The organism is Rhizobium sp. FG113, assembly GCF_057809895.1.
Genome location: NZ_JBMDKV010000005.1, coordinates 132529 through 157304 on the forward strand (window position 1 = coordinate 132529; position 24776 = coordinate 157304).

Consider the following 24776-nt stretch of genomic DNA (forward strand, 5'->3'; position numbering starts at 1 on the left):
CCACAAGTCGATCTCCCCCCTTGTGGGGGAGATGTCCGGCAGGACAGAGGGGGGTATCCCACCACGCCCAATCTCCGGCGCGCCCCGTCCACAGCAACGTCAGCGCAACCGCTCCACCAACCGCCCGATCGACACCGCATCCGCATTGGCAAACGCCAACCGCAAATACCGCTCCTGCCCCACCCCGAAATAGCTCCCCGGCAGACAAACCACGCCAGTCTCCTTGGCCAGCCTCTCGGCAACCGCAGACGAACTCAAATCCGCGAACGGATGCCGGATAAACGCGAAGTACGCGCCAAGCGCGCCGATCTCCCAGCCAGGCAACTCAGCCATCACCGCCCGCAGCGCATCGGCCCGCCGGGTGATCTCCAGCCGGTTCGCGGCCCGCCAGTCGGCCAAAATCGGCATCGCCTCGGCAACCGCCACCTGCGCAGCCCTCGGCGCGCAGATCTGCATGTTGTCCATCACCTTGACGATCTCGTCGATGACACGCTCCCCGGCGGTGATCGCGCCTAGCCGGTGGCCGGGAATGCAGAAGGATTTGGAGAAGCTGTAGAGCAGGATCAGCGTCTCCTCCCAGCCGGGGATGGCAAGCAGCGGATGCGGCGCGCCGTAGCCCTCCGGCAAGAAGTCGCGGTAGGTCTCGTCGACGATCAGCCACGCCCCATGGCTGCGGCAGAGATCGAACAGCGCGCGCAACAGCTCCGGCGGATAGATCGCGCCCGTCGGATTGTTCGGCGTCACGATCGCCAGCACCTTAGCGCCCGAGGCGAGCGCCTGCTCGGCCGAGGCGATATCGGGCAGGAAGCCGTTATGAGCGTCGCATTCGACCAGCACCCTGTTAATGCCAAGCATCGACAGCGTCGTTTCCTGGTTGAAGTAGAAGGGATTGGTCAGCGCCACGCTGTCTCCGGTCCGGGCAAGCGCGATGGCCGCCGCCATGAAGGCCTGGTTGCAGCCGGCGGTGATCTGGACGTTATGCGCAGCGACCGGCGCGCCGTAAACGTCGGACATTTGCCGGGCATAGGCCTCGCGCAGCACGCTCTCGCCCTCGATCGGTCCGTAGCCGGTGGTCGCGGGCGATGATGCCGCCTCGCCCAGCAGCCGCAGCATCTCGGGATGCGCGGGATAGCCCGGAACCGCCTGCGAGAGATCGACCAGCGGCCCCTTGGCGCCCTTGTACTCGCGTGCCCAGGCAAGCACCGATGGGATGGGCGGCGGAGACAGGCGGGAGACGAGGAGATTGGCTTTCGCGGCGGGCATGGAGGCTCTCAAATCAATGATGGAAACCATCACTCCTGCACAAAACACCGCGCCTCGGCAACACGCATTCGAAGCGCGCGCGGTGAACGCCGTCAGGCGCCGCAGCAGGCCTTGAGCTTGGAGAGCTTGGGCACTTCGATATGCCTGTTAGCAACGATGGAGATGACCCCATCGGCCTTCAGCTTCGACATTTGCCGCGACACGGTCTCGATCGTCAGCCCGAGAAAATCGGCGATATCGGCGCGCGACAGCGGCAGGTCGAAGCGACGGCTATCGCCCTTCGCTTCGGGATCGAGATGCGTCGCGATCAGAAACAGGAAGCTCGCGACCTTCTCCGCCGCCGTCTTGCGCCCCAGCGTCACCATCCAGTCGCGCGCTTCGTCGAGCTCGCGCATCGTCTGGTCCATCAACCTTTCAGCGAGTGCCGGCGTGCTCTTGACCAGGCGCTCCATGGCGGCCTTCGGAACCCGGCAGAGATGCACGTCCGACGCCGCCTCCGCCGAGACGCCGTTTTCATTGGCATGCAACCGGCCGAGGAAATCGGGAGCGAACTGCAGGCCGACGATCTGCTGGCGCCCATCTTCGAGCGTCTTCGTCAGTTTCACCACGCCGCTGATGACGGTGGCGTAGGATTCGACGGGCATCTTTTCGCCGGCCAGTTCCTCGCCGGCATCATGCGTGACCAGCCGCGTATGGGCCGACAGCAACAGCAATTCGTCAGACGTCAGCGCCCCGCACATCCCCTTGTGGCGGACCTCGCAACTGACGCAACGTACTGGAATATTAGAATTATGTATATCTTTTCGCATACACCCGGCTCCGCCTGAAGCATAGCCAAGCTCATCTTCGGAGAACAGCGTTTTCTTGATCGAGATCAAGGCAGTCATCGAAAACCCCCATTATTTCGGTCCTTGAAAGGACACGCTCATGAACGCCGATCTCATCGCCCGCTATTCCGCCCCCGTCCCCCGCTACACCAGCTATCCGACCGCGCCGCACTTCCACGAGGGCGTCGGCGAGATGGATTACCGGCAGTGGCTCGAAGCAAATCCACAAGGCGCACTATCGCTATACGTGCATATTCCGTTCTGCGACCGGCTCTGTTTCTACTGCGGTTGCCATACCAAGCAGGTGCGCCGCTACGACCCCATCGCGACCTACCTGGAAGCCTTGAATAGCGAGATCGCGCTCGTTGCGACATATCTCCCGCTACGGCGAAAGGTCGCAGCCATCCATTTCGGCGGCGGTTCGCCGACGATTGTAAGCCCCGCCGACCTCATGCGCCTGCGCACCACGTTCGATGCCAATTTCGACATCGGTCCCGATTGCGAGATCAGCGTCGAGATCGACCCGACGCATGTCGATGCCGAAAAGCTGAGGGCATGGCGAGATTTCGGCATGACGCGGGCAAGCGTCGGCGTGCAGGATTTCGAGCCGATCGTCCAGACGGCGATCAACCGGCCGCAGAGCTTCGAGCAGACGGCGATGGTAGTGCGGACCTTGCGCGCGCTCGGCATCGGCTCCATCAATCTCGACATCGTCTACGGCCTGCCGCATCAGGATCGCGACATGCTGCTGCGAACGATCGACCTGTCGCTGTCGATGCAGCCCGATCGCATCGCCATGTTCGGCTACGCGCACGTGCCCTGGGTCAAGAAGCACCAGTCGGTGATCGATACCGCGACACTTGCCGGCCCTGCCGACCGCTTCGCAATGGCTGCGGCCGGCGCCGGCGCCATCCTTGCCGCAGGCTATGACGCCGTCGGCATCGACCACTTCGCGAAGCCCGACGACAGCATGGCCCGCAAACTGCGCGACGGCGCGCTCAAGCGCAACTTCCAGGGCTACACGACCGATGGCGCCGATACGCTGATCGGCCTTGGCGCCTCCTCGATCGGCAAGCTGCCGCAGGGTTATGTCCAGAACATCGTCGCGACGGGACAATATTGCCGGGCGATCTCGGAAGGCCGCCTTCCCGTTGCCCGGGGTTTCGCGCTCTCTGATGCCGACCGCGCGAGCGCCCAGGCGATCGAAGAGCTGATGTGCCAGTATGCCTTCTCGGTCACAGAGCTGCGCGCCCGCTTCGGCAAGGCCGCCGACGATGCCTGCAACGACGCCCTGCATGCGAGCTTCAACGAGGATGGCTTTGTCTCCTTCGACGGCGACAGGTTCGTGGTTACCGATGAAGGCCGCCCCTTCGTGCGCACCATCGCCGCCAAGTTCGATCGCTACCTCGCTGAGGGCAAGGCCAAACATTCCTCGGCCATTTGATCTGAATCAATAAACTCGGGCGAAAAGCTGACTATCGTCAAATCCGGCGCCAATTGCCGCAGCCCCGACTTGCCGATTGTTAGCCACGCACTGCCAGTTATAGTGATTTCAGAAATTTCTGAAATCACAGTCATAACGGAAACCAGATGATGAACCTTGCGCCGCTCGTCCAATCCTTCGTCCTGCACTTCGGTGAGATGGGCTCGCGCTGGGGCATCAACAGGACGGTGAGCCAGATCTACGCGCTGCTCTACGTCTCCCCGCAGCCGCTCTGCGCCGAGGAGATCGCCGACGCGCTGGGCATTTCGCGCTCGAACGTCTCGATGAGCCTGCGCGAGCTGCAGACCTGGAACCTGGTGCTGCTCAGGCACCGGCCGGACGACCGCCGCGACTTCTTCACCACGCCCGACGATGTCTGGCTGATCCTGCGCACGCTCGCCGAGGAACGTAAGAAGCGCGAGGTCGATCCGACGCTCTCGGTGCTGCGCGAAATCCTGATGCAGCGGCCGGCGAGCGAGGCCGAGCGCCATGCCCAGGAACGCATGAGCGAAATGCATGCGCTGATTGAACAGCTGACACATTGGTATGACGATGTGAAACAACTTGAAACCGAAAGACTTGCAACGCTACTCTCGCTAGGCGCGAAAGTGACGAAGCTGCTTGAGGCCAAGGACCGGGTCATCTCGCTCGGCCGTGGCCGCCGTCCCAATCCTGCGAACAAGAGTTAGCGCCATGACCAGTGCCTTTCTCGATGCCAAGCAAGATAAGGCCCGCGACGGACGGCGCAAGCGCGCCCGCCAGCCCTCTGGTCTGCGCAGCGCAGCGCTGGTCCAGACGCTCGCCGCCCTCCTCTGGATTCCGCAAGCCGGTCTTCTCTCCGTCGCTATCGGCCGCATCGCAAATGGCGGCGGGATCGAGGCCGTCATCTGGCCGGCGATCGTCATCGCCTTGCTCGGCGTCTTAAAAAGCTGTCTCGACGCGGTTGGCGGCCGCCTCGCCTTCCGCGCCGCCCGTGCCGAACTCACCCTGCGGCGCGCCCGCGCCGTCGAGGCCCTGGCGCGCCGATCGCCGGTCGACAGCACCCGCCACACATCTGGCGAGGCCGCCAGCATAGTCGGCGAACAGGCAGAACTCATCGTCCCCTATCTCGCGCGCTTCCAGCCTGCCCGCTTCAAGGCCAGCGCAGTGCCGCTGGTGATCCTCGCCTGTGTCTTCCCGATCTCATGGATCGCCGCCCTCGTGCTGCTCTTCGCCATGCCCCTCATCCCTGTCTTCATGGCGCTGATCGGCTGGCGCGCGCAGGCCGCCAGTGAAAAGCAGCTGGCCGCGACCGGCGGCCTCAACGGCTTCCTGCTCGACCGCCTGCGCGGCCTTGCCACCATCCGCGCGCTTGATGCAGTCGATGCCACGGCAACGCGCCTTCGCGCCGATGCCGAGGACCTGAAGGCCCGCACCATGGCCGTGCTCCGCATCGCCTTCCTGTCGTCGGCTGTTCTCGAGCTCTTCGCCGCGCTCGGAGTCGCCATGGTCGCCGTCTATGTCGGCTTCTCGCTGCTCGGCGAGATCCGCTTCGGCGCCTGGACTGGCGGACTGAACCTCACATCGGGCCTCTTCGTGCTGCTGCTCGCACCCGCCTTCTTCGAGCCGCTGCGCGAACTCTCGGCCGTCTGGCACGACCGCGCCTCGGGCGAAGCGGCGATGAAGGCACTCGATGCGCTCAGCGAAGACGGCATGCTGCTGCCGCAGGGAGAGGCCGCTCAAGGCCCCCTTGGCGCGGATATCCGCTTCCACACCGCCACCTTCCGCTATCCCGGCAGCGATACTTCAGCCATCGAGGACTTCGATCTCCATATCCGCGCCGGCGAACATGTCGCCCTGCTGGGCCCAAGCGGCTCGGGCAAGTCGACCCTGCTGGCACTCGCCGCCGGCCTTGCACCCTGTGAAAGCGGCCACGTCGAGATCGGCGGGCAACCGGCCGGTCAATCGTCACGGGCACGGATCGCCTGGATCGGCCAGAAGCCGCATATCTTCGCCGGCAGCATCACCCGCAATGTCTCGCTCGGCCGCCCGCAGGTCTCCGCGCAACAGGCCGCCGCCTCACTCGACGCTGCCCAACTCGGAAGGCTCGCAAGCGCCTACCGCAACCGTCCGCTCGGCGATGGCGGAGCCGGCCTCTCGGGTGGTGAGGCGCTGCGGCTCGCCATCGCCCGCGCCGCCGTGGCCCCCGAGACGCTGATCGTCCTCGCCGACGAACCGACCGCCCACCTCGACAGCGCAACCGCCGACGACATCACCGGGAGCCTGCTTGCACTGGCCAAGGGCAAGACCTTGCTCGTCGCCACCCATGACCCGCGTCTCGCCGCCCGCATGGGCAGGACGATCCATCTCAATCCGGAACCCGCACGGGAGGCCGCCGAATGAGAGCGTCGCTGACCAATCTGAAGCCCATACTCAAGCTCTTCGCCAGGGAGAAGAAGCGCGGCCTACTGCTGGGCGCCGTCTTGTCGGCCGCGACGGCAGGCGCCGGCATCGCCCTGCTCGGCCTCTCCGGCTGGTTCATAACGGCAACGGCGATCGCCGGCACCTCAGTGGCAACCGCCATCACCTTCGATGTCTTCGCCCCCTCGGCCGGCATCAGGCTGCTGGCGATCGGCCGCACCGCCTCGCGCTATGGCGAGCGGCTGACGACGCATGACGCAACGCTGAGCGTGCTCGCCGCCCTGCGCGAACGCCTGTTCCGCGGCTGGGCGCACGCCGGTGCTGCCCGTGATCACGCAAGACGCCCGGCCCGCCTGCTCTTTCGCCTCACCGGCGATATCGATGCGCTCGATTCTCTCTATCTCCGCGTGCTGGTACCCGCAGGCGTCGCAATCCTCGCCGCCATCGCCGCAGGCATCGCGCTTGGCCTGATGCATCCCCTGTTCGGCTTCTCGGCGGCACTCATACTCATCGTCGCCGGCCTCGGCATCCCCCTTTGCGCCGGCCGCCTCGCCGCCGCCCATGCACGGCGCCGCGCCTATGGCATCGAGGCACTGCGCGCCCGCACAGTCGACCTCGTCGCCGGCCAGTCGGACCTCTTGATGGCAGGCAGGATCGAGGCGCAGACGGCAGCCATAACAGCCGCCGACCGCTATACCGAAGATGCCGACAACAAGCTGAACCGCATCGAGAGCACCGTGACCTTCGGCTTCGGCATCGCCTCGACACTCCTTCTCACCGGCGCGCTGCTCACCGTCGCGGCGCTGGCCGGCGCCGGCACCATCACCGCGCCGGTTGCCGCCCTCGGCATCCTGATCGCCTTCGCCTCAGTCGAACCCTTCGGCACGCTGCGTCGCGGTGCGCTGGAACTCGGACGCACACTGCTGGCGGCAAAGCGCATCGGCCCTCGGCTGGCAGGCGAGACATCAGCTTGCCGACACCCGGCCCCCGCCACCGACCTAGCGGTCCAACTCGCCGGTGTTAGCGCCGCCTATGACGCAGCCGCAGCGCCTGTTCTCGTCGACATCAACCTCGCGCTGAAAACGGGCGAAAAGCTTGCGGTCATCGGCACCAGCGGCGCCGGCAAGTCGACACTGCTGGCCCTGCTGGCCGGCGAGATCGAACCACTCGAGGGCACGGTCGCCAACGACACGGCCACCCTTCTGACCCAACGCACCGAGCTCTTCCAGGACACGGTCGCCGGCAATTTGCGTCTGGCCTGTCCCAACGCGACCGAAAGCGATCTCAAGTCCGCGCTCGCCGCCGCCGGCCTGCTCGCTGATATCGCCGCCCTACCCGATGGCCTCGACACCCGTCTCGGCGAAGGCGGCATGGGCCTCTCGGGCGGCCAGTCGCGCCGGCTGGCGCTCGCCCGCCTCTTCCTGCGCGACACGCCGCTCTGGCTGCTCGACGAGCCGACCGAGGGCCTCGACCGTGCCACGGCACTCGATGTCATGGCCCGCCTGTCCGAGAGGGCGAACGGCCGTTCGCTCGTTATCGCCACCCATATCCGCCGTGAGGCGGAGATATCAGATGTGATCGCCACGCTCGATGGCGGTCGCATCGGCAGCATTTCGCGCCGCGGAGAGACGGCGTTCGAAGAAGCTCTGAATCGGCTGAGACCGGACTGAGCGCGTGCATGACCGCCAGGCAATCCGGCCCGGCGGAAAATCTTCGTACCCCCATGGGGCGTGGGAGAAAGACTATGGAACTAGACATTGTCGACTTATCGCGTTTTCAATTCGCGCTGACAGCGCTCTATCACTTCCTGTTCGTACCGCTGACGCTCGGCCTCGCCGTGCTGCTCGCCATCATGGAGACCGTCTACGTCATGACCGGTCGCCAGATCTGGCGGCAGATGACGAAGTTCTGGGGCGTGCTCTTCGGCATCAACTTCGCCATCGGCGTCGCCACCGGCATCGTCATGGAATTCCAGTTCGGCATGAACTGGAGCTACTACAGCTACTATGTCGGCGACATCTTCGGGGCGCCCCTGGCGATCGAAGGGCTGATGGCCTTCTTCCTCGAAGCCACCTTCGTCGGCCTGTTCTTCTTCGGCTGGGACAAGCTCTCCAAGGTCGGTCACCTCGTGGCGACATGGTGCGTGGCGCTCGGCTCGAACTTCTCCGCGCTCTGGATTCTCGTCGCCAATGGCTGGATGCAGAACCCGGTGGGATCGGCGCTCAACCCGCAGACCATGCGCATGGAAGTGACGAGCTTCTTCGACGTGGTCTTCAATCCGGTCGCCCAGGCGAAGTTCGTACACACGGTCTCGGCCGGCTACGTCTGTGCCTCCATCTTCGTGCTCGGCGTCTCGGCCTGGTACCTGCTCAAGGGCCGGCACATCGAGATCGCCAAGCGATCGATGACAGTCGCCGCCTCCTTCGGCCTGGCTTCCGCGCTCTCGGTTGTCGTGCTGGGTGACGAAAGCGGCTATCTGGCCACCGAAAACCAGAAGATGAAGCTCGCCGCCATCGAAGCCATGTGGGAAACGGAGCCGGCACCGGCCCCCTTCACCGCCATCGGCTTCCCGGATCAGCAGGCACGCGAGACCCACTTCGCCGTCCATATCCCCTGGGTCATGGGCCTGATCGGCACCCGCTCGCTGGATACGGTCATTCCCGGGATCAACGAGCTCGAGGAACACGCAAAGACCCGCATCCGCGAAGGCATCAAGGCCTATGACGCGCTGATGCAGATCCGCGCCGCCGGCTCGCCGGACAAGATCACGGCGGAAACCAAGAGCGCATTCGAGGATCTCGGCCATCAGCTCGGCTATGCCCTTCTCTTGAAGCGCTACGTCGATGATCCCCGCACCGCCACCGATCAGCAGATCGACCAGGCCGCCCGAGACACCATCCCGCATGTGCCGACCCTCTTCTGGTCGTTCCGCATCATGGTCGGGCTCGGCGTATTCTTCATCGTGCTGACGGCGACCTTCTTCTGGCTCTCGGCCCGCCGCCGTCTCGACGCCCATCCCTGGCTGCTGCGCGTCGCGGTCCTGGCGATCCCGCTGCCCTTCATCGCCATCGAGTTCGGCTGGGTGGTTGCCGAGGTCGGACGCCAGCCCTGGATCATCGAAGGCGTGCTGCCGACGGCCGCCGCGGTCTCGAGCCTCGGCGCCAGCACCGTGCTTTTGACCATTCTCGGCTTCGCGGCGCTCTACACGGTGCTGATCATCATCGAGATGACGCTGATGGTGAAGGCCATCAAGAAGGGCCCGGAACCGGACAACGAGCCGGAAGCCGAGCTGATTTCCGAAACCCTCGTTCCTGCCGCGGAGTGATTGATCATGATCCTGCACGAACTCATCGACTATGAAACCTTGCGCCTCATCTGGTGGCTGCTTCTCGGCGTCCTCCTCATCGGCTTCGCCGTCACCGATGGCTTCGACCTCGGCGTCGGCATGCTGCTCCCCTTCGTCGCCAGGACGGATACGGAGCGGCGCGTCGCCATCAACACCATCGGCCCTGTCTGGGAAGGAAACCAGGTCTGGCTGATCCTCGGCGGTGGCGCCGTCTTCGCCGCATGGCCGCCGCTTTACGCGGTCTCGTTCTCCGGCTTCTATCTCGCGATGTTCGCCATCCTGCTGGCGCTCATCCTGCGACCTGTCGCCTTCAAATACCGCTCGAAGCGTGAGAGCGCCCGCTGGCGCGGCAATTGGGACCTCGCGCTCTTCATCGGCGGCTTCGTTCCGTCGCTGATCTTCGGCGTTGCCGTCGGCAACGTGCTGCAGGGCGTGCCCTTCCGCTTCGATCCTGCCGACATGCGCATCTTCTATGAAGGCACCTTCATCGGCCTGCTCAACCCCTATGCCCTACTCTGTGGTCTGCTCTCCGTCGCGATGCTCAGCATGCACGGCGCCGCCTGGCTGGTGCTGAAGTCGAGCGGTCCCGTGGCGGCGCGCGCGCGTGGCTATGGCAGCATCGCAGCCATCCTCGTTATCGCACTCTTCGCGCTCGGCGGCATCTTCCTGGCGCTTGGTGTCAACGGCTACACGATCTCGAGCGCCATCGTCACCGACGGCCCCTCGAACCCGCTTCTGAAGACGGCGGCGCATGAGGGCTCTTGGCTCGCCAATTACGGCACCTACCCCTGGATGATGATCGCCCCGGTCGCCGGCTTCGCCGGTGCCCTCGCCACCCTGATCGCAATGCGCGCCAGGCTGGAGGTCGGCACGCTGCTCTTCAGCAAGCTGTCGATCTTCGGCATCATCTCGACCGTGGGCGTCTCGATGTTCCCCTTCATCCTGCCCTCCTCGCTCGATCCGAAGTCGAGCCTGACGGTCTGGGATGCATCGTCGAGCCACCTGACGCTGTTCATCATGCTCGTCGTCACGCTGATCTTCCTGCCGATCATCCTGGCCTACACCGCCTGGGTCTACAAAGTGCTCTGGGGCAAGGTCGATGAGAAGCAGGTCACTGACAAAAGCGGTCACGCATACTGAAGGAGAAATAGGATGTGGTATTTCGCATGGATCCTTGGCCTGCCGCTCGCGGCCGCCTTCGCCGTCCTCAACGCCATGTGGTACGAGCTGATCGACGATGAGGCCAAGAAGAAGAAGTCCTGAGTGACAGGACAAACAGACGAGGCTGCGCTCAATCCGGGCGCAGCCTCTTCTCGTTCAAGCAGTCAAATAGACGTCAGTAGCTGGCCGAGACGAAGATCTTAGCCAAAGCCTCGATCCCCGCCTGATCATCCGTATCGAAGCGTGACGTGACAGGGCTGTCGAGATCGATGACGCCGAGGATCTCGCCATTGTGGCTGAACGGCACGACCAGCTCCGAACGCGAGGCAGCGTCGCAGGCGATATGGCCGGGAAAGGCATGGACGTCCTCGACGAGGATCGACTGGCCCTTCTCGACCGCCGTCCCGCAGACCCCGCGCCCGACCGCGATCCGCACGCAGGCGGTGCGCCCCTGGAACGGCCCGAGCACCAACTCGTCCCTAGACTTCAGGAAGTAGAAGCCAGCCCAGTTGAGCTCCGGCATCATCTCGAACATCAGCGCCGAGGTGTTGGCCGCGTTGGCGATCACATCGCGCTCGCCATGAAGCAGCCCGGTCAGCTGCTGCGCGAGCTCGCGATAGAATTCCTTCTTGTCGGCCTGATCGATCTTCGCCGTTTGAAACATGTCCGTTCACCTTCCAGCCGATGCTTGCATGCGTTGAGGCCTGATATAGCGATCCCGATAGCGCTTGCCAAATCGCAGCAGTGTAGCCTTGCCCGGCAATCACCGCGCGAATTCACGCCGGCTCCTTTTAAATTCACAGGGGATTGAAGAAAGCGATCTTGTCCGGCGGCGATCGGGCCATATGTCCATAATATGTCGATCGGATATCCGACGCTGGCGGCCGCCGGCGACACTCGGTCGATGAATACAGACGCGAAAAGGCCGTGCTCGCGCACGTCTGCCCGCCATCGAACCCGCAAGGCGATGGCATCGCGCGACCGTCGGCGCAGTTATTGGCCGGCAACGATAGAACCATCCATTTTCAGTTTCAGTTCGAGGTAAAGGCAATGACACCGGAAGACAGACAGGCAGTTTTCAGCCACCGCGAGATTGCCGCAGTCATAAAGGGAATAACGCTCGACGATGGCACCGATGCGCCGATCACCGGCAAGTCGCTGGGCGAGGCCATCCTCTTCGTATCAGAGGAAGCGTCTACAAACGCATCAAGCGCGCATGTGATCTACGGCGCCAACGAATCGCTGAGCTATACCGATTGCCTCAGCATCTACCGTGACTACGGCCCGGCGCTCCGACGCGGCTCCAACTGAGGATATAGCCAACAATACGTGGTGGCGGATCGCCGCCACGCAGGCACAGCGTGGCGCGGCTATCACACCCTTCGCATTAAGATGGGCGCGGCCTTCTCCTCAATTGTGCAGGGCAGCATTCTCAACTATACCGCCTGTTGTCGGCAACGATGCCCCGGCGCCCCAAGCTCTCTTCAAATTGAAACTGCTCCCATGACTGCTCCCCATTCGCCCGCGCGCGGCGTTCTCATCGCGTTTGCCGCCTATGCCGTATTCGCGTTCAGCGACGCTTCGATCAAGATCCTCCACGGCAGCATCCCATCCTACGAGATCGCCTTCATCGGCGCGCTGTTCGGTACCGCCGCCCTGCCCTTCATCAAGGCCAAAGACGATTCCTGGCTGGATGTCGTGCGCACCACGAACCGCACATTGTGGCTGCTGCGCTTCGTCTGCGGCGCGATCGGCGCGATTGCCTCGATCATCACCTTCACGCTGCTGCCGATGGCGGAAGCCTTCTGCCTGCTCTTCCTGCTGCCTTCCTTCGTGACGATCTTGTCCGTCATCTTCCTCAAGGAAGATGTCCGCTGGCAGCGTTGGGCGGCCGTCATCGTCGGCTTCCTCGGCGTTCTGGTGGTGCTGCGCCCCGGCTTCCGAGAACTCTCCGTCGGCCATCTCGCAGCGGCAATCGGCGGCCTGACGGCGGCGATCTCGATCGTTGTGTTGAGAAAAATGGGACCGGCCGAAAAGCGCCTGTCGCTCTACGGTGCTGCCCTGCTCGGCACCATCATCTTCAGCGGCATCCTGATGGCCTCGCAATTCGTCATGCCGACACCACGGCAGTGGCTGTTCATCGCAAGCTACGGCCTGCTCGGCGCCGCCGGCAACGTGCTCTTGATGACCGCAGCGCGCATTGCGCCCGCCAACCTCGTGGCGCCGCCGCAATACAGCCAGATGCTCTGGGCAATCGCCTTCGGCTACCTGATCTTCGACGACGCAATCGACCTGCCGATGGCCGGCGGCATCTTGCTGATCATCTGCTCCGGCCTGCTGACGCTGGCACGCGAACGCAAGCGCGGCACGCCGCTGCCGACATCCGTCGTCTCCTCCGACAGCCAGGCGCCGCTTGCGACCTCTGCCGCCGGCGAAGGTCCGAGCGCGCCGAAGGCCTGACAGGCATCGGCGACAGCCGAAACATCACCCCAAAACGAAAACCACCCCTGTCCGCGTCTCCACGCAGGCAGGGGTGGTTTCATTTCAAATTGGCGAAACCCGGCCGGTCAGCGCAGAACCGGGCAACCGCGAACGTTGCCGAAGGTGATCTCGTCAGGCCCACGACGCGTGAAGCCCTGCACGATCACCCGGCGCGGCGTGATATCGACCACGCGGGCACGGCGGAAACCGTAGTCCATCGCCTTGTCTTCAGCCAGACGCGGATCGCAACCGCGCGGCCGGCCGCCATAATACGGCGGCGGCGGTGGGCGACCATAAACCGGCGGCGGTGGCGGACGGCCATAGCCTGGAGGCGGTGGTGGACGTCCATAGCCCGGAGGCGGTGGCGGACGACCATCATCTATATAGATGTCCACCTGAGCGGAGGCCGGAACCGTAGCGCCGGCAAGCGTGCCGACGCCCAGTACCAGGGCAATCCCCGCCTTGGTCAGAAACTGCATCATCGAAATCTCCATATCACGCGGTTGCGACCGCGCTCCTTTTTCGATTCTCTCGGCCGGTCAGAGGAAGGGCCCTCCCGGATAAACGCATTGTTATGCGATTCGCACAAAGCAGGCTGAAAATGGCGCGGCCAAGGCGATGCAGTTCCTACAGTTGGCTAGACCCGATTAGCGGCGAATCTCAGGGCAACCGCGAACATTCGCGAAGAACATGCGGTCCCAATGGCCGCGATAGCCACGGCCGGAAACGACGACGCGACGCGGCGTGATATCGGTAACGCGCGCATTGCGCAGACCGGCATAACGCGCCTTCTCGACAGCCCGGATCGGCGAGCATGCACGCGGCGGAGCGGGACGGTGATATTGAATCTCGATGACCGATGCACGCTCGGGGCTGGCGGCTGACGCAACCGAGAACGTCGCGGGAATGGACGCAATGGCAAGGATGGCGGCGAACGAAGCTTTGGCGATAAAACGGGTCATGTTCATGCTTTCATTTGTTATCGATGGTCTCCCTTGCGGGATTGGACAAACGATAAACGCCTGAAAATGAACGATGTTCGAACCGCCCGTTCACATTTGGTTCAGTTGCCAAGGTGCAGCACGACCTCGCGCCGGTGCGGACTTTCGCGGTGTTCGAACAGATAGACCCCCTGCCAGGTGCCAAGAACAAGCCGCCCGTCCATAACGGGAATCCCGATCGAAACCTGCGTCAGCGCCGCCTTGATATGGGCAGGCATGTCATCCGGCCCCTCCATCGTGTGGACGATCCAGCGCATCGACGGATCGGACGATGGCGGCACGAGACGGCGAAAGAATCCGTTGAGGTCGGTGCGTACATCCGGATCGGCATTCTCCTGAATGAGCAGCGAGCAGGATGTGTGCCGCACGAAAACGGTAAGCAGCCCGGATTCGACATCTGCGGAACGCACGAATGCAGAGATCTGATCGGTGAATTCATAAAGGCCCTGCCCGCGCGTTTGCAGGCTTAGAATCTTCTGTGGCATGGCAGCACCTCCGGACGACGAAACTTCGCCCAGAGGTCGCGCGCACCCGCCGTCATGTCAATGCCGGTAATCGGCGAAACATCAGAGCCAAAGCAGCGGAACGAAGCCGCCATAGATCATCCGCTTGGCATCGAAGATATCAAGGCATTCAGTGACCTGCAGTTCAGGATCCGCCATGACCTTCGCATTGATCTCATCGCGCTGCTCGCGAGAATCATAGGTGATCCACGAGAACACCACGACCTCGTCATCGGTCGCCTGAACCGCGCGCGGAAACGACGTCAGCTCGCCATAAGGCACGTCGTCCGCGACGCATTCGACATAATCCTTGGCGCCATGTGATTTCCAGATCGCGCCGGCCTTGGCCGAGAGCGCCTTGTAGGCCTCGATATTCTTCTTCGGCACGGCAACGATAAAACCGTCGACATAGGACATGCTCTCTCTCCCTTGAACGTTGGCATCGCTTCAAGGACGAACGAGACGCACCCGAACCGACACCTCTTTCAAAATAGGCGTCATACGCGTTGGGCAAGATATGGACGTGAGGAGCATAATCGACTCATGCCGCGCCCGCTCGATCGCCCTCGATGGCCGCGTTGAAGGTGCGGAAGCGTTCGACGAGGAAATCGACAAGCGTGCGCACCGCCGTCGGCAGGCCTCGCGATGCCGTGAACACCAGATAGATGGTCGCCTGCGACATCTGATAGTCAGGCAACAGGCGGACCAGCGTTCCGTGCCGCAGTCCCTCCGCGCAAACGATATCGGGAAGCAACCCGACGCCCACACCCGCATGAATGGCTTCCAGAACGGCGGGCACACTGCGACAGCTCATGCGCGGTCGATGCTCATGCCTGTGCAGTGCACCATCGGGGCCGGTGAAGTCCCAGACATCGACCTCGCGCCACTCGGCCATGCCGCTGGTAAAAGAAACGGTCGGCACGCCATCAAGCGATTCGATGCCCTCCCCCTTTGGCATCTGCGCCGCCATCTCCTTGTTGGCAACAAGGATGAGATCGACCTTGCTCAGAACCCGCATCGTGAGCTCGGCATCGGTTTCTTCGGTCAATTGCGCCCGGATTGCGAGATCGAGTCGGTCATTGATGATGTCGACTCGCTGGTCGGTCGCGAGAATCTGCAGCTGGATCTTCGGGTGAAGCAGCAGGAATTCGGGGAAGATTGCACCAAGCGACCCTTCGAGCAGGCCCGTGGGAACGCTGAGTCTGATCGTGCCCTGCGGTTCACCATTGACGTCGGCAACAGCTTTCGTGGCCCGTTCCGCTTCACGGAGCATGTTCTCACAGTAAATATATAGTGATTGACCAATCTCGGTTACACGGAACCTGTGCACCGTTCTTTCGATCAATCGGACCCCCAGCCGATCTTCGAGCGCATTGATGTGCCGGCTGAGTTTTGACTTCGGCAAGCCAAGCACGCGCCCCGCGGCGGAGAAGCCACCGTAGCGTACAACCGCTGCAAAATAAGCAAAATCGTTCATGTCCGGGAAAATATTGTCAGCCGCCGGCATTAGTTATTCCTTTTGCAACGGGATGCTAAAATGCCTCCCTGGGCGAGTCGCTTACGCCGCTTAGCTCAAGATGCCAACTGCCGCCTGAAAACCTTTCGTTCCAAATTTGGAACATAGCGTTCCAATCGCCCCTCTTCATTTTGCTGCGGCGCGACATTATCTCGCCGACATTGGCGTCAATGTGTTTGCATGGCGGCATTACTGTGCTCTCGCGAGCAACCGAAATGGCTTTGATATTATGTTGCTCCGCAGCTGCCGGGGCATTGCGTCTATTTGTCTAACTATTTGATATTGTGGCATATTCGCCACATTTCATGCCTAAGAAGTTTCACAAACAACGATTTCGGCACTATCTGAATTGATAGAATTACTGAGGGATGAGAGAAGAGTGTCAGCGGTTCGCTGATCCGCGTGCCGAAAGGCTGTTACCGGAACGGTTGCCTATCACCTCCCAGTGTGTGGCGACGGTCTCTTCTAAAAGGAAATGGATTTCAAATGAACATTCGGATGGTTATGCTGACGTCCGCAGCAGCTCTCGCTGCCGCCGCGTCCCCCGTCTTCGCTGCCGACGCTATCGTAGCAGCTGAGCCTGAAGCAGTAGAATACGTTCGCGTCTGCGACGCTTACGGCACCGGCTACTTCTACATCCCGGGCACCGAAACCTGCCTCAAGGTCGGCGGTTACCTGCGTTTTGAAGTATACGGCGGCCCGAACCAGAAGGGTACCTCGGACTGGAACGCTCGTACGCGCGCTCAGGTTCAGTTCACCGCCAAGAGCGACACGGAATACGGTCCTCTGACCGGCGTTATCGTTCTCCGTAACAACGGCGACAACGCTTCCACGACCTCGACGCTCGACTCCGCTTACATCGACATCGCTGGCCTGCGCGCTGGTCTGTTCTACAGCTGGTGGGATGACGATTTGAGCGGCGAGCCGGACGTTCTGTCCAGCTTCGAAACTCTGCACAACTCCATTCGTTACCAGTACGAATCCGGCGACTTCTACGCTGGCGTTTCGATCGACGAACTGGAAGACGGCTACTACAAGACCGGCGAAGGCTCGAACAACTTCGGCGTTGGCGCAGCAGTCGGCGGCAAGTTTGGCGCCATCAGCTACCAGGTTATCGGCAGCTATGACTCCGACAACGAAGAAGGCGCCATCCGTGGTATGCTCTTCGCTGACATCGGTCCTGGCACGCTCGGCCTGGCTGCAGTTTACGCAACTGGCCCGAACTCCTACTACTCGCAGTCTGAGTGGACCGTTGCTGCTGAATACGCAGCAAAGATCACCGACAAGTGGACCATCACCCCGATGGCTCAGTACTTCGGCAACTACGTTTCCGACATGGACAACGGCGCTATCCCGTCCTCGTTCGACGGTCTCGGCGACGCTTGGAAGGTCGGCGTAACTGTTGACTACCAGATCGTAGACAACCTCTACGCCAAGGCTACCGTCGACTACACCGACGTTGACCACGAAGACAGCGTAACCAAGGGCTTCTTCCGCCTGCAGCGCGCTTTCTAATCTGACTATCGGCGCCCCGGTCTAGGCCGGGGCACCTTTCACAAGTTTGCCTTTTCTGATCCGATTGACCTCCGATCAGTTACGGGGATTGGTCCGGTTTCCCTGCCGGACCGATCCTTGATTTTTCAGAGACAGGTTTGCCGCGACCGATCGCCGAACCCACGTCTCGCTAAGCCGTCGGCGTCTCGCCTCCCCTAGATCGTCAGCTCCTCGATGGAATCGACACGATCAGGGTAGAAGGCGACATAGCCTTTGATCTCGCTGACGGCATCCGAGGGATCTTCATAGCTCCACACCGCATTCTCCGAACGCTCGCCGTCCGACGCGATGCTGTAATAGGACGCCTCGCCCTTGTAGGGGCAAAAGCTCTTGTGCGTACTGTGGGCCAGCAAGGTCATATCCACGTCACTGCGAGGAATATAGAAGACGGCGGGATAGCTCGCCTCCTTCAACGTCAATGCCTTGCGGCTATCGGCAATCACGCGGCCGCTCCATGTGACCATCACACGCTTAGGATTGGGCGTAATCGTAATCGGATGATCCGGACCGGGTATCTTCATCGGCTGGGCGGACATCGGCGGCTCCCTGGATGCTCATGACATGCATATGGGGAGTGCCGCGCTCGTTTACAGGCAACACGGCATAACGTTGCGGTGATCGAAACGTGCGGGCGTCGTGAGCAGCTTGAATCAGCTGGTCAGAAGAACTCATCAAGCATCTGATATCGCAGCATTTTGCCAGAATCCAAAGATGCGATGCCATAGTGCCGGCAAAACGGCCCAACGAACGCCTCGCCGAAATTCGCAGCGATGCTGCGGCAGGAAAGCGCGATATCCTGGTAGCGATCCGCGACACCGAGGCGACCACAATCGATATAGCCCGCGAAGACATCACCCGATGCCACGAAGTTCGGCAGACAGGCGTCACCATGGGTGACGACCAGATCCTCATCGCCAGCGGGCATCCGGCAAAGCTCTAAATAGAGATCCGCGGCGCTCCGCCCAAGCCGTGTCTCGTCGAAATCCTCTTCATCGACAAGCCCGGCACGCATACGCCGCTCGGCGACGGCTAGCCGCTTCGACCAACGGTGATCGAAGGGGCACGAGGCAATGTCGAGAGAATGAAGCGCACGCAACGCTGCAGCCAGCATGACCACCCGCGCCTCGGCATCAACAGCCGAATCCGACGCAAGATCGCGGCCTGACAGGGCACTCATCAGCAGCCAATCATAACCATCGTCCGTGGTGGAAGCGATAATCTCGGGACACGGCAGCCCCTGCCCAGACAACCACCGCAAGCGTGCCGCCTCATCCGCCAACTCGCCATAGGCGCTCTGCGCCTCGCGCTTGAGATAGAGCGCAGGCGCACCTTCGCGCTCCAGGCGAAACACTTCGGAGGGAGACCGGCCCACAGGATCACGGTCCCAGGAATAGCCCGCAATGAAGCTGTCCAATGCAACGGGATGAGCCAAGCAAGACCTCAGGCAGTTGTGCCCGCCTCTATCGAGGCGTCAGCGATCAGTGCAATGTTTCGGGCTGCATTTCGCCATGGAGGATGGAAAGCGCGTCTTCCAGCGCGGATACCAGCATGTCGGTCAACTCGTCGCCACGGCTTTCGATGATCGCCACCTTGGTGGCTTCATCCTGCTGTTCGAAAAAGCGCTCGATTTCGTTCGACATGTCATTGTCCCCTCTTGTGCCGCTAACATCCGGCGATGGGACAAAGCTAGGCGGTCATGCTTGTGTCGGACTGGAGCGGAAGACGATTAACGATTCCGTTTCACTTCGACACACCCAACTTAGCGCATTTCGAAAACGCTTCCAGACCGTTAAGCAAAACTTCTGTTATTTCCCTAACATCCTGCCTCATCACTTTGTGCAATCGCCGACGTGATCCACAGCGAGAACGCCGCCATCGCGGGCGGCACGGGGCGCGAGTGCAGCCGCGTCAGCCAGTAACTCCCCATCGATACCGTGATCGCAAAGGGCTGCGACACCAGACCCGACGCCAGATAGCGCTCGAACATCTTCGGCGGCGCAAGCCCGACACCGATCCCCTGCTGGATCGCCTCCATCATCGCCAGCGAGGTGTCGAAGACGATGCTCTTCTGCATCAACCCCGGATGCGAAACGCCAGCAGCCTCGAACCACCGCGTCCACTCGTCCGGCCGATAAGAGCGCAGGAGCGTCTGCCCCATGAGGTCTTCCGGTCGTTTTAGCCCGTCCGCAAGATCTGGCCTGCAGAGCACCGACAGCGGCGCCTCGAAGAGCCGCGTCGCCTCCGTCGCATGCCATGCCCCGCCGCCAAAACGGATGGCGAGATCGAGCCCTTCGGCCGCCAAGTCCACCCGGTTGTTGTTGGTGGAAAGCCTAAGGTCGACATAGGGATAGCGTTCCCGAAACGACGGCAAGCGCGGCAGCAGCCAGCCGACGGCAAAGGTTCCGACCGCCCCAACCGTCAGCACTTCGCGCACATGCCCGTCGCGCAGCCGCTCGACAGCATCAGCGATGCGGTCGAAGCTGTCGCGCAGCACCGGCAGCAGACTGTCGCCCTCCGCCGTAATCATCAGCCCCCGCGGCAGCCGCCGAAACAACGTCACGCCAAGCTGCGCCTCAAGAGCGTTCACCTGGTGGCTGACGGCCGCCTGCGTGACGTTGAGCTCGATCGCCGCCTTGGTGAAGCTCAGATGCCGCGCAGACGCCTCGAAAGCCCTGAAGGCGTTCAGCGGAAGATATGGCCGGACCATGATGAAGCCCCAATTTTTCTAATGGCTTCATCTAGTATTGGTCCTTTGTCGCGGGGTCAAACGACTGGTAGCTATCCTGCGAAAGCCACCAAGAAAGGGCCATTCCATGTATCTCCGCTCCACCCTGCTTGCCGCCGCAGTGATCGCCACAATAGGCACGACCGCACAAGCCAAGACTATTTGTACTGTCGTGGCCGACGCCAAGACCGGAGAGACGATTGTCCAAGAGGGTGATTGCAAAGGCCGCGTCACGCCGGCCTCGACCTTCAAGGTGGCGCTGAGCGTCATCGGCTATGACAGCGGCTTCCTGAAGGACGAGCACACCCCGACCCTGAACTTTCGCAAGGGCGATCCCGATTGGGGCGGCGAGAACTGGAAGAAGCCGACGGATGCCATTCGCTGGCTGAAATATTCGGTCGTCTGGTTCTCGCAGCGCATCACCCACGCGCTCGGCGAAAAGGTGCTGCACGATTACGCGACGAAGCTGAACTACGGCAATGCCGATTTCTCCGGCGACAAGGGCAAGAACAACGGCCTCGACCGGGCATGGATCGCCTCGTCGCTGAAGATATCGCCGCTGGAACAGGTGGCCTTCCTCCGCAAGCTGGTAAACCGCCAGCTTCCCGTCAGCACCCATGCGACGGACATGACGTTGAAGGTTGTCGAGACGATGCCCGAACAGGACGGCTGGACGATCCAAGGCAAGACCGGCGCCGCCATGCCCAGGAATGCTGACTATAGCTTCGATGAAGAGCACCCCTGGGGCTGGTATGTCGGCTGGGCGACGAAGGGCGATCGGACTGTGGTCTTCGCGCGCCTCATTCAAGACGATCGGAAAACGGCAGGCACACCCGGCGTCCGGACGCGCGACGCCCTCATCACCGAATTGCCGTCGCTGCTAGCGAGCAGTGGCAAGTAAGTCTCGATCAGGCTAAATCGGGCGCTACAACGGCGCCCGCATCCACCCATCAGAAATCGGGGAACCCGCGGCTGCGCCACTGCGACTTCGGGATAGCGGCGCCCACGTCATAGGCGAAATTTAGCACCTTGGTTCCGTCGGTATCGACCTCGCAGCGGAAGCTCATATCGTACCAGCGCGCACTGGCACGAAAGGCGCCGCGCTTGATCTCCAGCACATTGCCCTGCTGCAGCCGGTAGGACGGCAATAGCTCCGGCCGGAACCCCTGCGGCGAGTGCCTGAGCTGCTCGCGCAGTTCCGTCGTGCAGAGTTCGGCAACACGCATACCGCGCGGCATGCCGTCGATCGCCGTCCGCGCCACGTCGCCGCCCGTGTCGCTCTGCGAATAGAGCTTCTTGACCTTGGTCAGCGGATCTGCCGCCGGAGCGGCACTGGCGGCGGGATCCGCCTTGGCGACCTCCTTCGGCTTGGCCTGCGTGATCTCGGTCGTCACCACGCCGGTTGCCTCGGCCGCCGGCCCGTTGTTTTCCTGATGCGCATCGGCGACATCGACCTGCGGCAGGTTGATATCGTCAGGCATCGGCTTGGCCGGCGGCTTGTCGTCGGCATTGGGCTTCCCAGCCGATGCGGGATCATCCGTGGGTTTTTCCGCATCAGGCGCGCCCGCGGGCTTGCCCGTCTCGGTGGAAGCATCGCCATCCTCGGCTTTCCTCGGGCCGCTCGCCTTGTCGCCGAACTCGAAGACGGGACGCAAGGGCTGGATCGGCTGCGGCTTGCCGTCAGGGCCCTTCGACTGCTGGTCGGCCTTTGCCTGTTCGGCCGGATCCGGCTTCGGCGGCTCCTCGGCCTTCTTCTCCTCCGGCGGCTTTTCTTCCGGAGGCTTTTCAGGCGGCGGCGGCTCGGGCGGCTTTTCTTCAGGCGGTTTGGGCGCTTCCGGCGGCTTCTCCTCCGGCGGCTTTGGTGGCGGCGGTGGCGGTTCGGCCTTGGCCTCTTCCTGCTTGGGCTCCGGTGGCTTTTGCTCGGCCTTCTTTTCTTCCGGCTTCTGTTCGTCGGCAGGCTTTTCGGCCGCAGCCGGCTGCTCGGGTTTCTTCTCCTCGGGCTTCGGCTCTTCCGGCACCTTCAGCGCAGCCTGCTCCTCCGGCTTCTTCTCTTCGGGCTTTTTCTCTTCCGGTGGCGGCACCATCTCGACATTGACCGTCTCCTCCTGAGGAGGCGGCGCCGGCTGCGGCAGCTTGATCAGGAAGCCGGCAACGACGACAATATGAAGCAGCACCGAGGCGATGACGCCCCAGCCGAACACTCCCAATTGCTTTTCCGTTGCCTTGGCCATACCCACGCAATGCTGAACGACAAGTTGTCGATGTGGCCTTTTAAGAAGGCATCATCAAGCCTTAAAGGCAAAAAACACGCACACCTGACAAGGGCGTGAACGCCAGGGCACATAATCCCCAGCCAGACACCGTCAGAAACGAGAAAAGCCGGACCAACGGCCCGGCTTTTCGAATGACATATGTCCGCGACTTAGCTGTCGAGGAACGACCGCAGCTTCCTGGAGCGGCTCGGATGCTTCAGCTTGCGCAGCGCCTTCGCTTCGATCTGACGGATACGTTCGCGGGTAACCGAGAACTGCTGGCCGACTTCTTCGAGCGTATGGTCGGTGTTCATGCCGATGCCGAAGCGCATGCGCAGCACGCGCTCTTCGCGCGGCGTGAGCGATGCCAGAACACGCGTCGTCGTTTCGCGCAGGTTCGCCTGAATGGCCGCGTCGATCGGCAGAAGCGCGTTCTTGTCCTCGATGAAATCGCCGAGATGCGAATCTTCTTCGTCACCGACAGGCGTTTCGAGCGAGATCGGCTCCTTGGCGATCTTCAGGACCTTGCGGACCTTTTCGAGCGGCATGGCGAGCTTTTCAGCCAGTTCTTCCGGCGTCGGCTCGCGGCCGATCTCGTGCAGCATCTGGCGCGAGGTACGAACGATCTTGTTGATCGTCTCGATCATGTGCACCGGAATACGGATCGTGCGGGCCTGGTCGGCGATCGAACGGGTGATCGCCTGCCGGATCCACCATGTCGCATAGGTGGAGAACTTGTAGCCGCGGCGATACTCGAACTTGTCGACCGCCTTCATCAGGCCGATATTGCCTTCCTGAATGAGGTCGAGGAACTGCAGGCCACGGTTCGTGTACTTCTTGGCGATGGAGATGACGAGGCGAAGGTTCGCTTCGACCATTTCCTTCTTGGCGATACGCGCTTCGCGCTCGCCCTTCTGCACCATCGACACGATGCGACGGAATTCGGCGATCGAGATGCCGGTTTCCGTTGCAAGGTTCTGGATCTCCTGGCGGATGTCGCGGATCGTGGTGTTTTCGCCTTTGGCGAACTCCTTCCAGCCGCGTGCGGCCAGATTGGCGATCGACTTCATCCAGTTCGGATCGAGCTCGGCCCCCTGGTACTGTTCCAGGAACGAGTCGCGCTTGACGCCGTAGGATTCGGCCAGACGCAGCAGGCGGCCTTCGTTCTGCATCAGTCGCTTGGAGATGTCGTAGAGCTGCTCGACGAGGGCGTCGACGCGGTTCTGGTTCAGCGACAGAGACTTCACCGCCTTGATGAGCTCATCCTTGAGCTCCTTGTAGCGGCGTTCCTGAGCGGAAGACAGCGTGCCGGTCGCAGCCAGACGCTGCTCGACCTGCTGGTCCTGCAGCTTGCGCAGCTTCTTGTAGGTCTCGGCGATGATGTCGAGCGTTTCCATGACCTGCGGACGCAGTTCCGCTTCCATGGCGGCCAGCGACAGGTTGGATTCGTCCTCGTCCTCTTCTTCCTCTTCCGGAGGCAGGCCCTCGCCGCCGACATTGGTGATGTCGTCGTCGCCCGAACGGGTGCGGCGGGTCTTTTCCTTCTCTTCAGCAGCCTTGCGATCAGCCTCGATCTTCTCAGGGCTCTGGAACTGCGGAGCAGCCTTCGCCTCGGGACCGGAATAGGTCGTTTCGAGATCGATGATCTCACGCAGCAGCGTCGTGCCTTCGTTGAGTTCGTCGCGCCAGATGATGATCGCCTGGAAGGTCAGCGGGCTCTCACAGAGACCACCGATCATCGTTTCGCGGCCGGCCTCGATGCGCTTTGCGATGGCGATTTCGCCTTCGCGCGACAGAAGCTCCACCGAACCCATTTCGCGCAGATACATGCGCACGGGGTCGTCGGTGCGGTCGGTCGGCTCTTTCTTCTTGGCGGTCGCAAGTGCGGTACCACCGGAGGGAGCAAGCTCGCCGCCTTCGCTTTCGTCGTCCGAACCGGAATCGTCGTCGCCGCCGTCGTTGCCGCCAGCTTCTTCGGCTTCTTCATCCTCGATGACGTTGATGCCCATATCCGACAGCATCGACATCGTGTCTTCGATCTGTTCGGATGTCACTTCCTCGGACGGGAGAACGGCATTGAGCTCGTCCATCGTCACATAGCCGCGCTTCTTGGCGGCCTTGATCATTTTCTTGACCGCGTCATCGGAAAGATCGAGAAGAGGGCCGTCGGTACCGCCGTCGCGTTCGACTTCCGCTTCTTCGTTCTCTTTGACCTTCGTTGCCATGTATATCGTCGCCTTCCTGACGCTATTCAAACTCGCTGC

General features: G+C 62.2%; 25 protein-coding genes. 11 read left to right on the forward strand and 14 right to left on the reverse strand.

What is annotated here, in order from left to right; translation table 11 throughout:
* Positions 1-99 precede the first annotated feature (99 nt).
* Both ACODTZ_RS15450 and ACODTZ_RS15455 read right to left on the reverse strand, forming a co-directional pair.
* Positions 100-1263 (reverse strand): aminotransferase, encoded by a 1164-nt coding sequence (locus tag ACODTZ_RS15450; RefSeq protein WP_489026690.1) that lies wholly within the window; start codon positions 1261-1263, stop codon positions 100-102.
* A gap of 92 nt (positions 1264-1355) precedes the next feature.
* Positions 1356-2003, reverse strand: coding sequence for a Crp/Fnr family transcriptional regulator (locus ACODTZ_RS15455; RefSeq protein WP_081992950.1), 648 nt, complete (start codon positions 2001-2003; stop codon positions 1356-1358).
* A gap of 187 nt (positions 2004-2190) precedes the next feature.
* Here ACODTZ_RS15455 and hemN point away from each other — a divergent pair, with 187 nt between their 5' ends.
* From hemN to cydX, 7 genes are all read left to right on the forward strand, one after another.
* Positions 2191-3534 carry an oxygen-independent coproporphyrinogen III oxidase gene (gene hemN, locus ACODTZ_RS15460; RefSeq protein ID WP_489026691.1) on the forward strand — a complete coding sequence of 448 codons (1344 nt, stop codon included), beginning with the start codon at positions 2191-2193 and terminating at the stop codon, positions 3532-3534.
* Positions 3535-3683: 149 nt separating this feature from the next.
* Entirely contained in the window at positions 3684-4262 is a 579-nt protein-coding gene (locus tag ACODTZ_RS15465) for a GbsR/MarR family transcriptional regulator (protein ID WP_047506429.1), read from the forward strand.
* Positions 4263-4266: 4 nt separating this feature from the next.
* Entirely contained in the window at positions 4267-5955 is a 1689-nt protein-coding gene (gene cydD, locus ACODTZ_RS15470) for a thiol reductant ABC exporter subunit CydD (protein ID WP_489026692.1), read from the forward strand.
* Positions 5952-7643: a thiol reductant ABC exporter subunit CydC gene (gene cydC, locus ACODTZ_RS15475; protein ID WP_489026693.1), complete on the forward strand. Its 1692-nt coding sequence runs from the start codon at positions 5952-5954 to the stop codon at positions 7641-7643. The genes cydD and cydC overlap by 4 nt, the downstream gene beginning before the upstream one ends.
* Positions 7644-7717: 74 nt before the next feature.
* Entirely contained in the window at positions 7718-9298 is a 1581-nt protein-coding gene (locus ACODTZ_RS15480) for a cytochrome ubiquinol oxidase subunit I (RefSeq protein WP_111562172.1), read from the forward strand.
* Between the two features lie 6 nt (positions 9299-9304).
* Positions 9305-10459 carry a cytochrome d ubiquinol oxidase subunit II gene (gene cydB / locus ACODTZ_RS15485; RefSeq protein WP_489026694.1) on the forward strand — a complete coding sequence of 385 codons (1155 nt, stop codon included), beginning with the start codon at positions 9305-9307 and terminating at the stop codon, positions 10457-10459.
* 12 nt (positions 10460-10471) lie between these two features.
* A complete protein-coding gene (gene cydX / locus ACODTZ_RS15490) occupies positions 10472-10582 on the forward strand; it encodes a cytochrome bd-I oxidase subunit CydX (protein ID WP_018897469.1) in 111 nt (36 codons plus the stop codon).
* 73 nt (positions 10583-10655) lie between these two features.
* Here cydX and ACODTZ_RS15495 read toward each other — a convergent pair whose 3' ends face one another.
* The gene (locus ACODTZ_RS15495; RefSeq protein WP_489026695.1) at positions 10656-11144 is read right to left on the reverse strand and encodes a GAF domain-containing protein; all 489 of its coding nucleotides are present in this window, start codon (positions 11142-11144) and stop codon (positions 10656-10658) included.
* A gap of 386 nt (positions 11145-11530) precedes the next feature.
* On the opposite strand from ACODTZ_RS15495, the gene ACODTZ_RS15500 reads away from it, so the two are divergent.
* Both ACODTZ_RS15500 and ACODTZ_RS15505 read left to right on the forward strand, forming a co-directional pair.
* Positions 11531-11791: a hypothetical protein gene (locus ACODTZ_RS15500; RefSeq protein ID WP_111562265.1), complete on the forward strand. Its 261-nt coding sequence runs from the start codon at positions 11531-11533 to the stop codon at positions 11789-11791.
* A gap of 192 nt (positions 11792-11983) precedes the next feature.
* Entirely contained in the window at positions 11984-12940 is a 957-nt protein-coding gene (locus ACODTZ_RS15505) for a DMT family transporter (protein WP_489026696.1), read from the forward strand.
* A gap of 107 nt (positions 12941-13047) precedes the next feature.
* Here ACODTZ_RS15505 and ACODTZ_RS15510 read toward each other — a convergent pair whose 3' ends face one another.
* The 5 genes from ACODTZ_RS15510 to ACODTZ_RS15530 all read right to left on the reverse strand — a co-directional run bounded on the left by ACODTZ_RS15510 (position 13048) and on the right by ACODTZ_RS15530 (position 15972).
* On the reverse strand, positions 13048-13443 hold the full coding sequence (locus tag ACODTZ_RS15510) for a hypothetical protein (RefSeq protein ID WP_047506436.1): 396 nt from the start codon (positions 13441-13443) through the stop codon (positions 13048-13050).
* A 165-nt stretch (positions 13444-13608) separates the two neighbouring features.
* On the reverse strand, positions 13609-13923 hold the full coding sequence (locus ACODTZ_RS15515; RefSeq protein WP_489026697.1) for a hypothetical protein: 315 nt from the start codon (positions 13921-13923) through the stop codon (positions 13609-13611).
* A gap of 101 nt (positions 13924-14024) precedes the next feature.
* Positions 14025-14447 carry a secondary thiamine-phosphate synthase enzyme YjbQ gene (locus tag ACODTZ_RS15520; protein ID WP_489026698.1) on the reverse strand — a complete coding sequence of 141 codons (423 nt, stop codon included), beginning with the start codon at positions 14445-14447 and terminating at the stop codon, positions 14025-14027.
* Positions 14448-14528: 81 nt separating this feature from the next.
* On the reverse strand, positions 14529-14882 hold the full coding sequence (locus tag ACODTZ_RS15525) for a DUF1428 domain-containing protein (protein ID WP_489026699.1): 354 nt from the start codon (positions 14880-14882) through the stop codon (positions 14529-14531).
* Between the two features lie 124 nt (positions 14883-15006).
* A complete protein-coding gene (locus tag ACODTZ_RS15530) occupies positions 15007-15972 on the reverse strand; it encodes a LysR substrate-binding domain-containing protein (protein ID WP_111562176.1) in 966 nt (321 codons plus the stop codon).
* 495 nt (positions 15973-16467) lie between these two features.
* On the opposite strand from ACODTZ_RS15530, the gene ACODTZ_RS15535 reads away from it, so the two are divergent.
* Complete coding sequence (locus ACODTZ_RS15535; RefSeq protein WP_047505956.1) at positions 16468-17496, forward strand: porin; 1029 nt, start codon at positions 16468-16470, stop codon at positions 17494-17496.
* 194 nt (positions 17497-17690) lie between these two features.
* Here the strand turns inward: ACODTZ_RS15535 and ACODTZ_RS15540 are convergent, their stop codons facing one another.
* From ACODTZ_RS15540 to ACODTZ_RS15555, 4 genes are all read right to left on the reverse strand, one after another.
* The gene (locus ACODTZ_RS15540; protein WP_489026700.1) at positions 17691-18071 is read right to left on the reverse strand and encodes a DUF427 domain-containing protein; all 381 of its coding nucleotides are present in this window, start codon (positions 18069-18071) and stop codon (positions 17691-17693) included.
* 122 nt (positions 18072-18193) lie between these two features.
* A complete protein-coding gene (locus tag ACODTZ_RS15545) occupies positions 18194-18979 on the reverse strand; it encodes an APH(3') family aminoglycoside O-phosphotransferase (RefSeq protein WP_489026802.1) in 786 nt (261 codons plus the stop codon).
* A gap of 34 nt (positions 18980-19013) precedes the next feature.
* On the reverse strand, positions 19014-19175 hold the full coding sequence (locus ACODTZ_RS15550) for a hypothetical protein (protein WP_018897457.1): 162 nt from the start codon (positions 19173-19175) through the stop codon (positions 19014-19016).
* 173 nt (positions 19176-19348) lie between these two features.
* Complete coding sequence (locus ACODTZ_RS15555; RefSeq protein WP_489026701.1) at positions 19349-20242, reverse strand: LysR family transcriptional regulator; 894 nt, start codon at positions 20240-20242, stop codon at positions 19349-19351.
* A 106-nt stretch (positions 20243-20348) separates the two neighbouring features.
* Between ACODTZ_RS15555 and blaOXA the strand changes: the two genes are divergently transcribed.
* Entirely contained in the window at positions 20349-21161 is an 813-nt protein-coding gene (gene blaOXA / locus ACODTZ_RS15560; RefSeq protein WP_489026702.1) for a class D beta-lactamase, read from the forward strand.
* 49 nt (positions 21162-21210) lie between these two features.
* Here blaOXA and ACODTZ_RS15565 read toward each other — a convergent pair whose 3' ends face one another.
* Positions 21211-22491, reverse strand: a complete 1281-nt coding sequence (locus ACODTZ_RS15565; RefSeq protein ID WP_489026703.1) for a DUF930 domain-containing protein — start codon at positions 22489-22491, stop codon at positions 21211-21213.
* Between the two features lie 191 nt (positions 22492-22682).
* Positions 22683-24737 carry an RNA polymerase sigma factor RpoD gene (gene rpoD / locus ACODTZ_RS15570; protein ID WP_047505977.1) on the reverse strand — a complete coding sequence of 685 codons (2055 nt, stop codon included), beginning with the start codon at positions 24735-24737 and terminating at the stop codon, positions 22683-22685.
* Between the last annotated feature and the right edge of the window lie 39 nt (positions 24738-24776).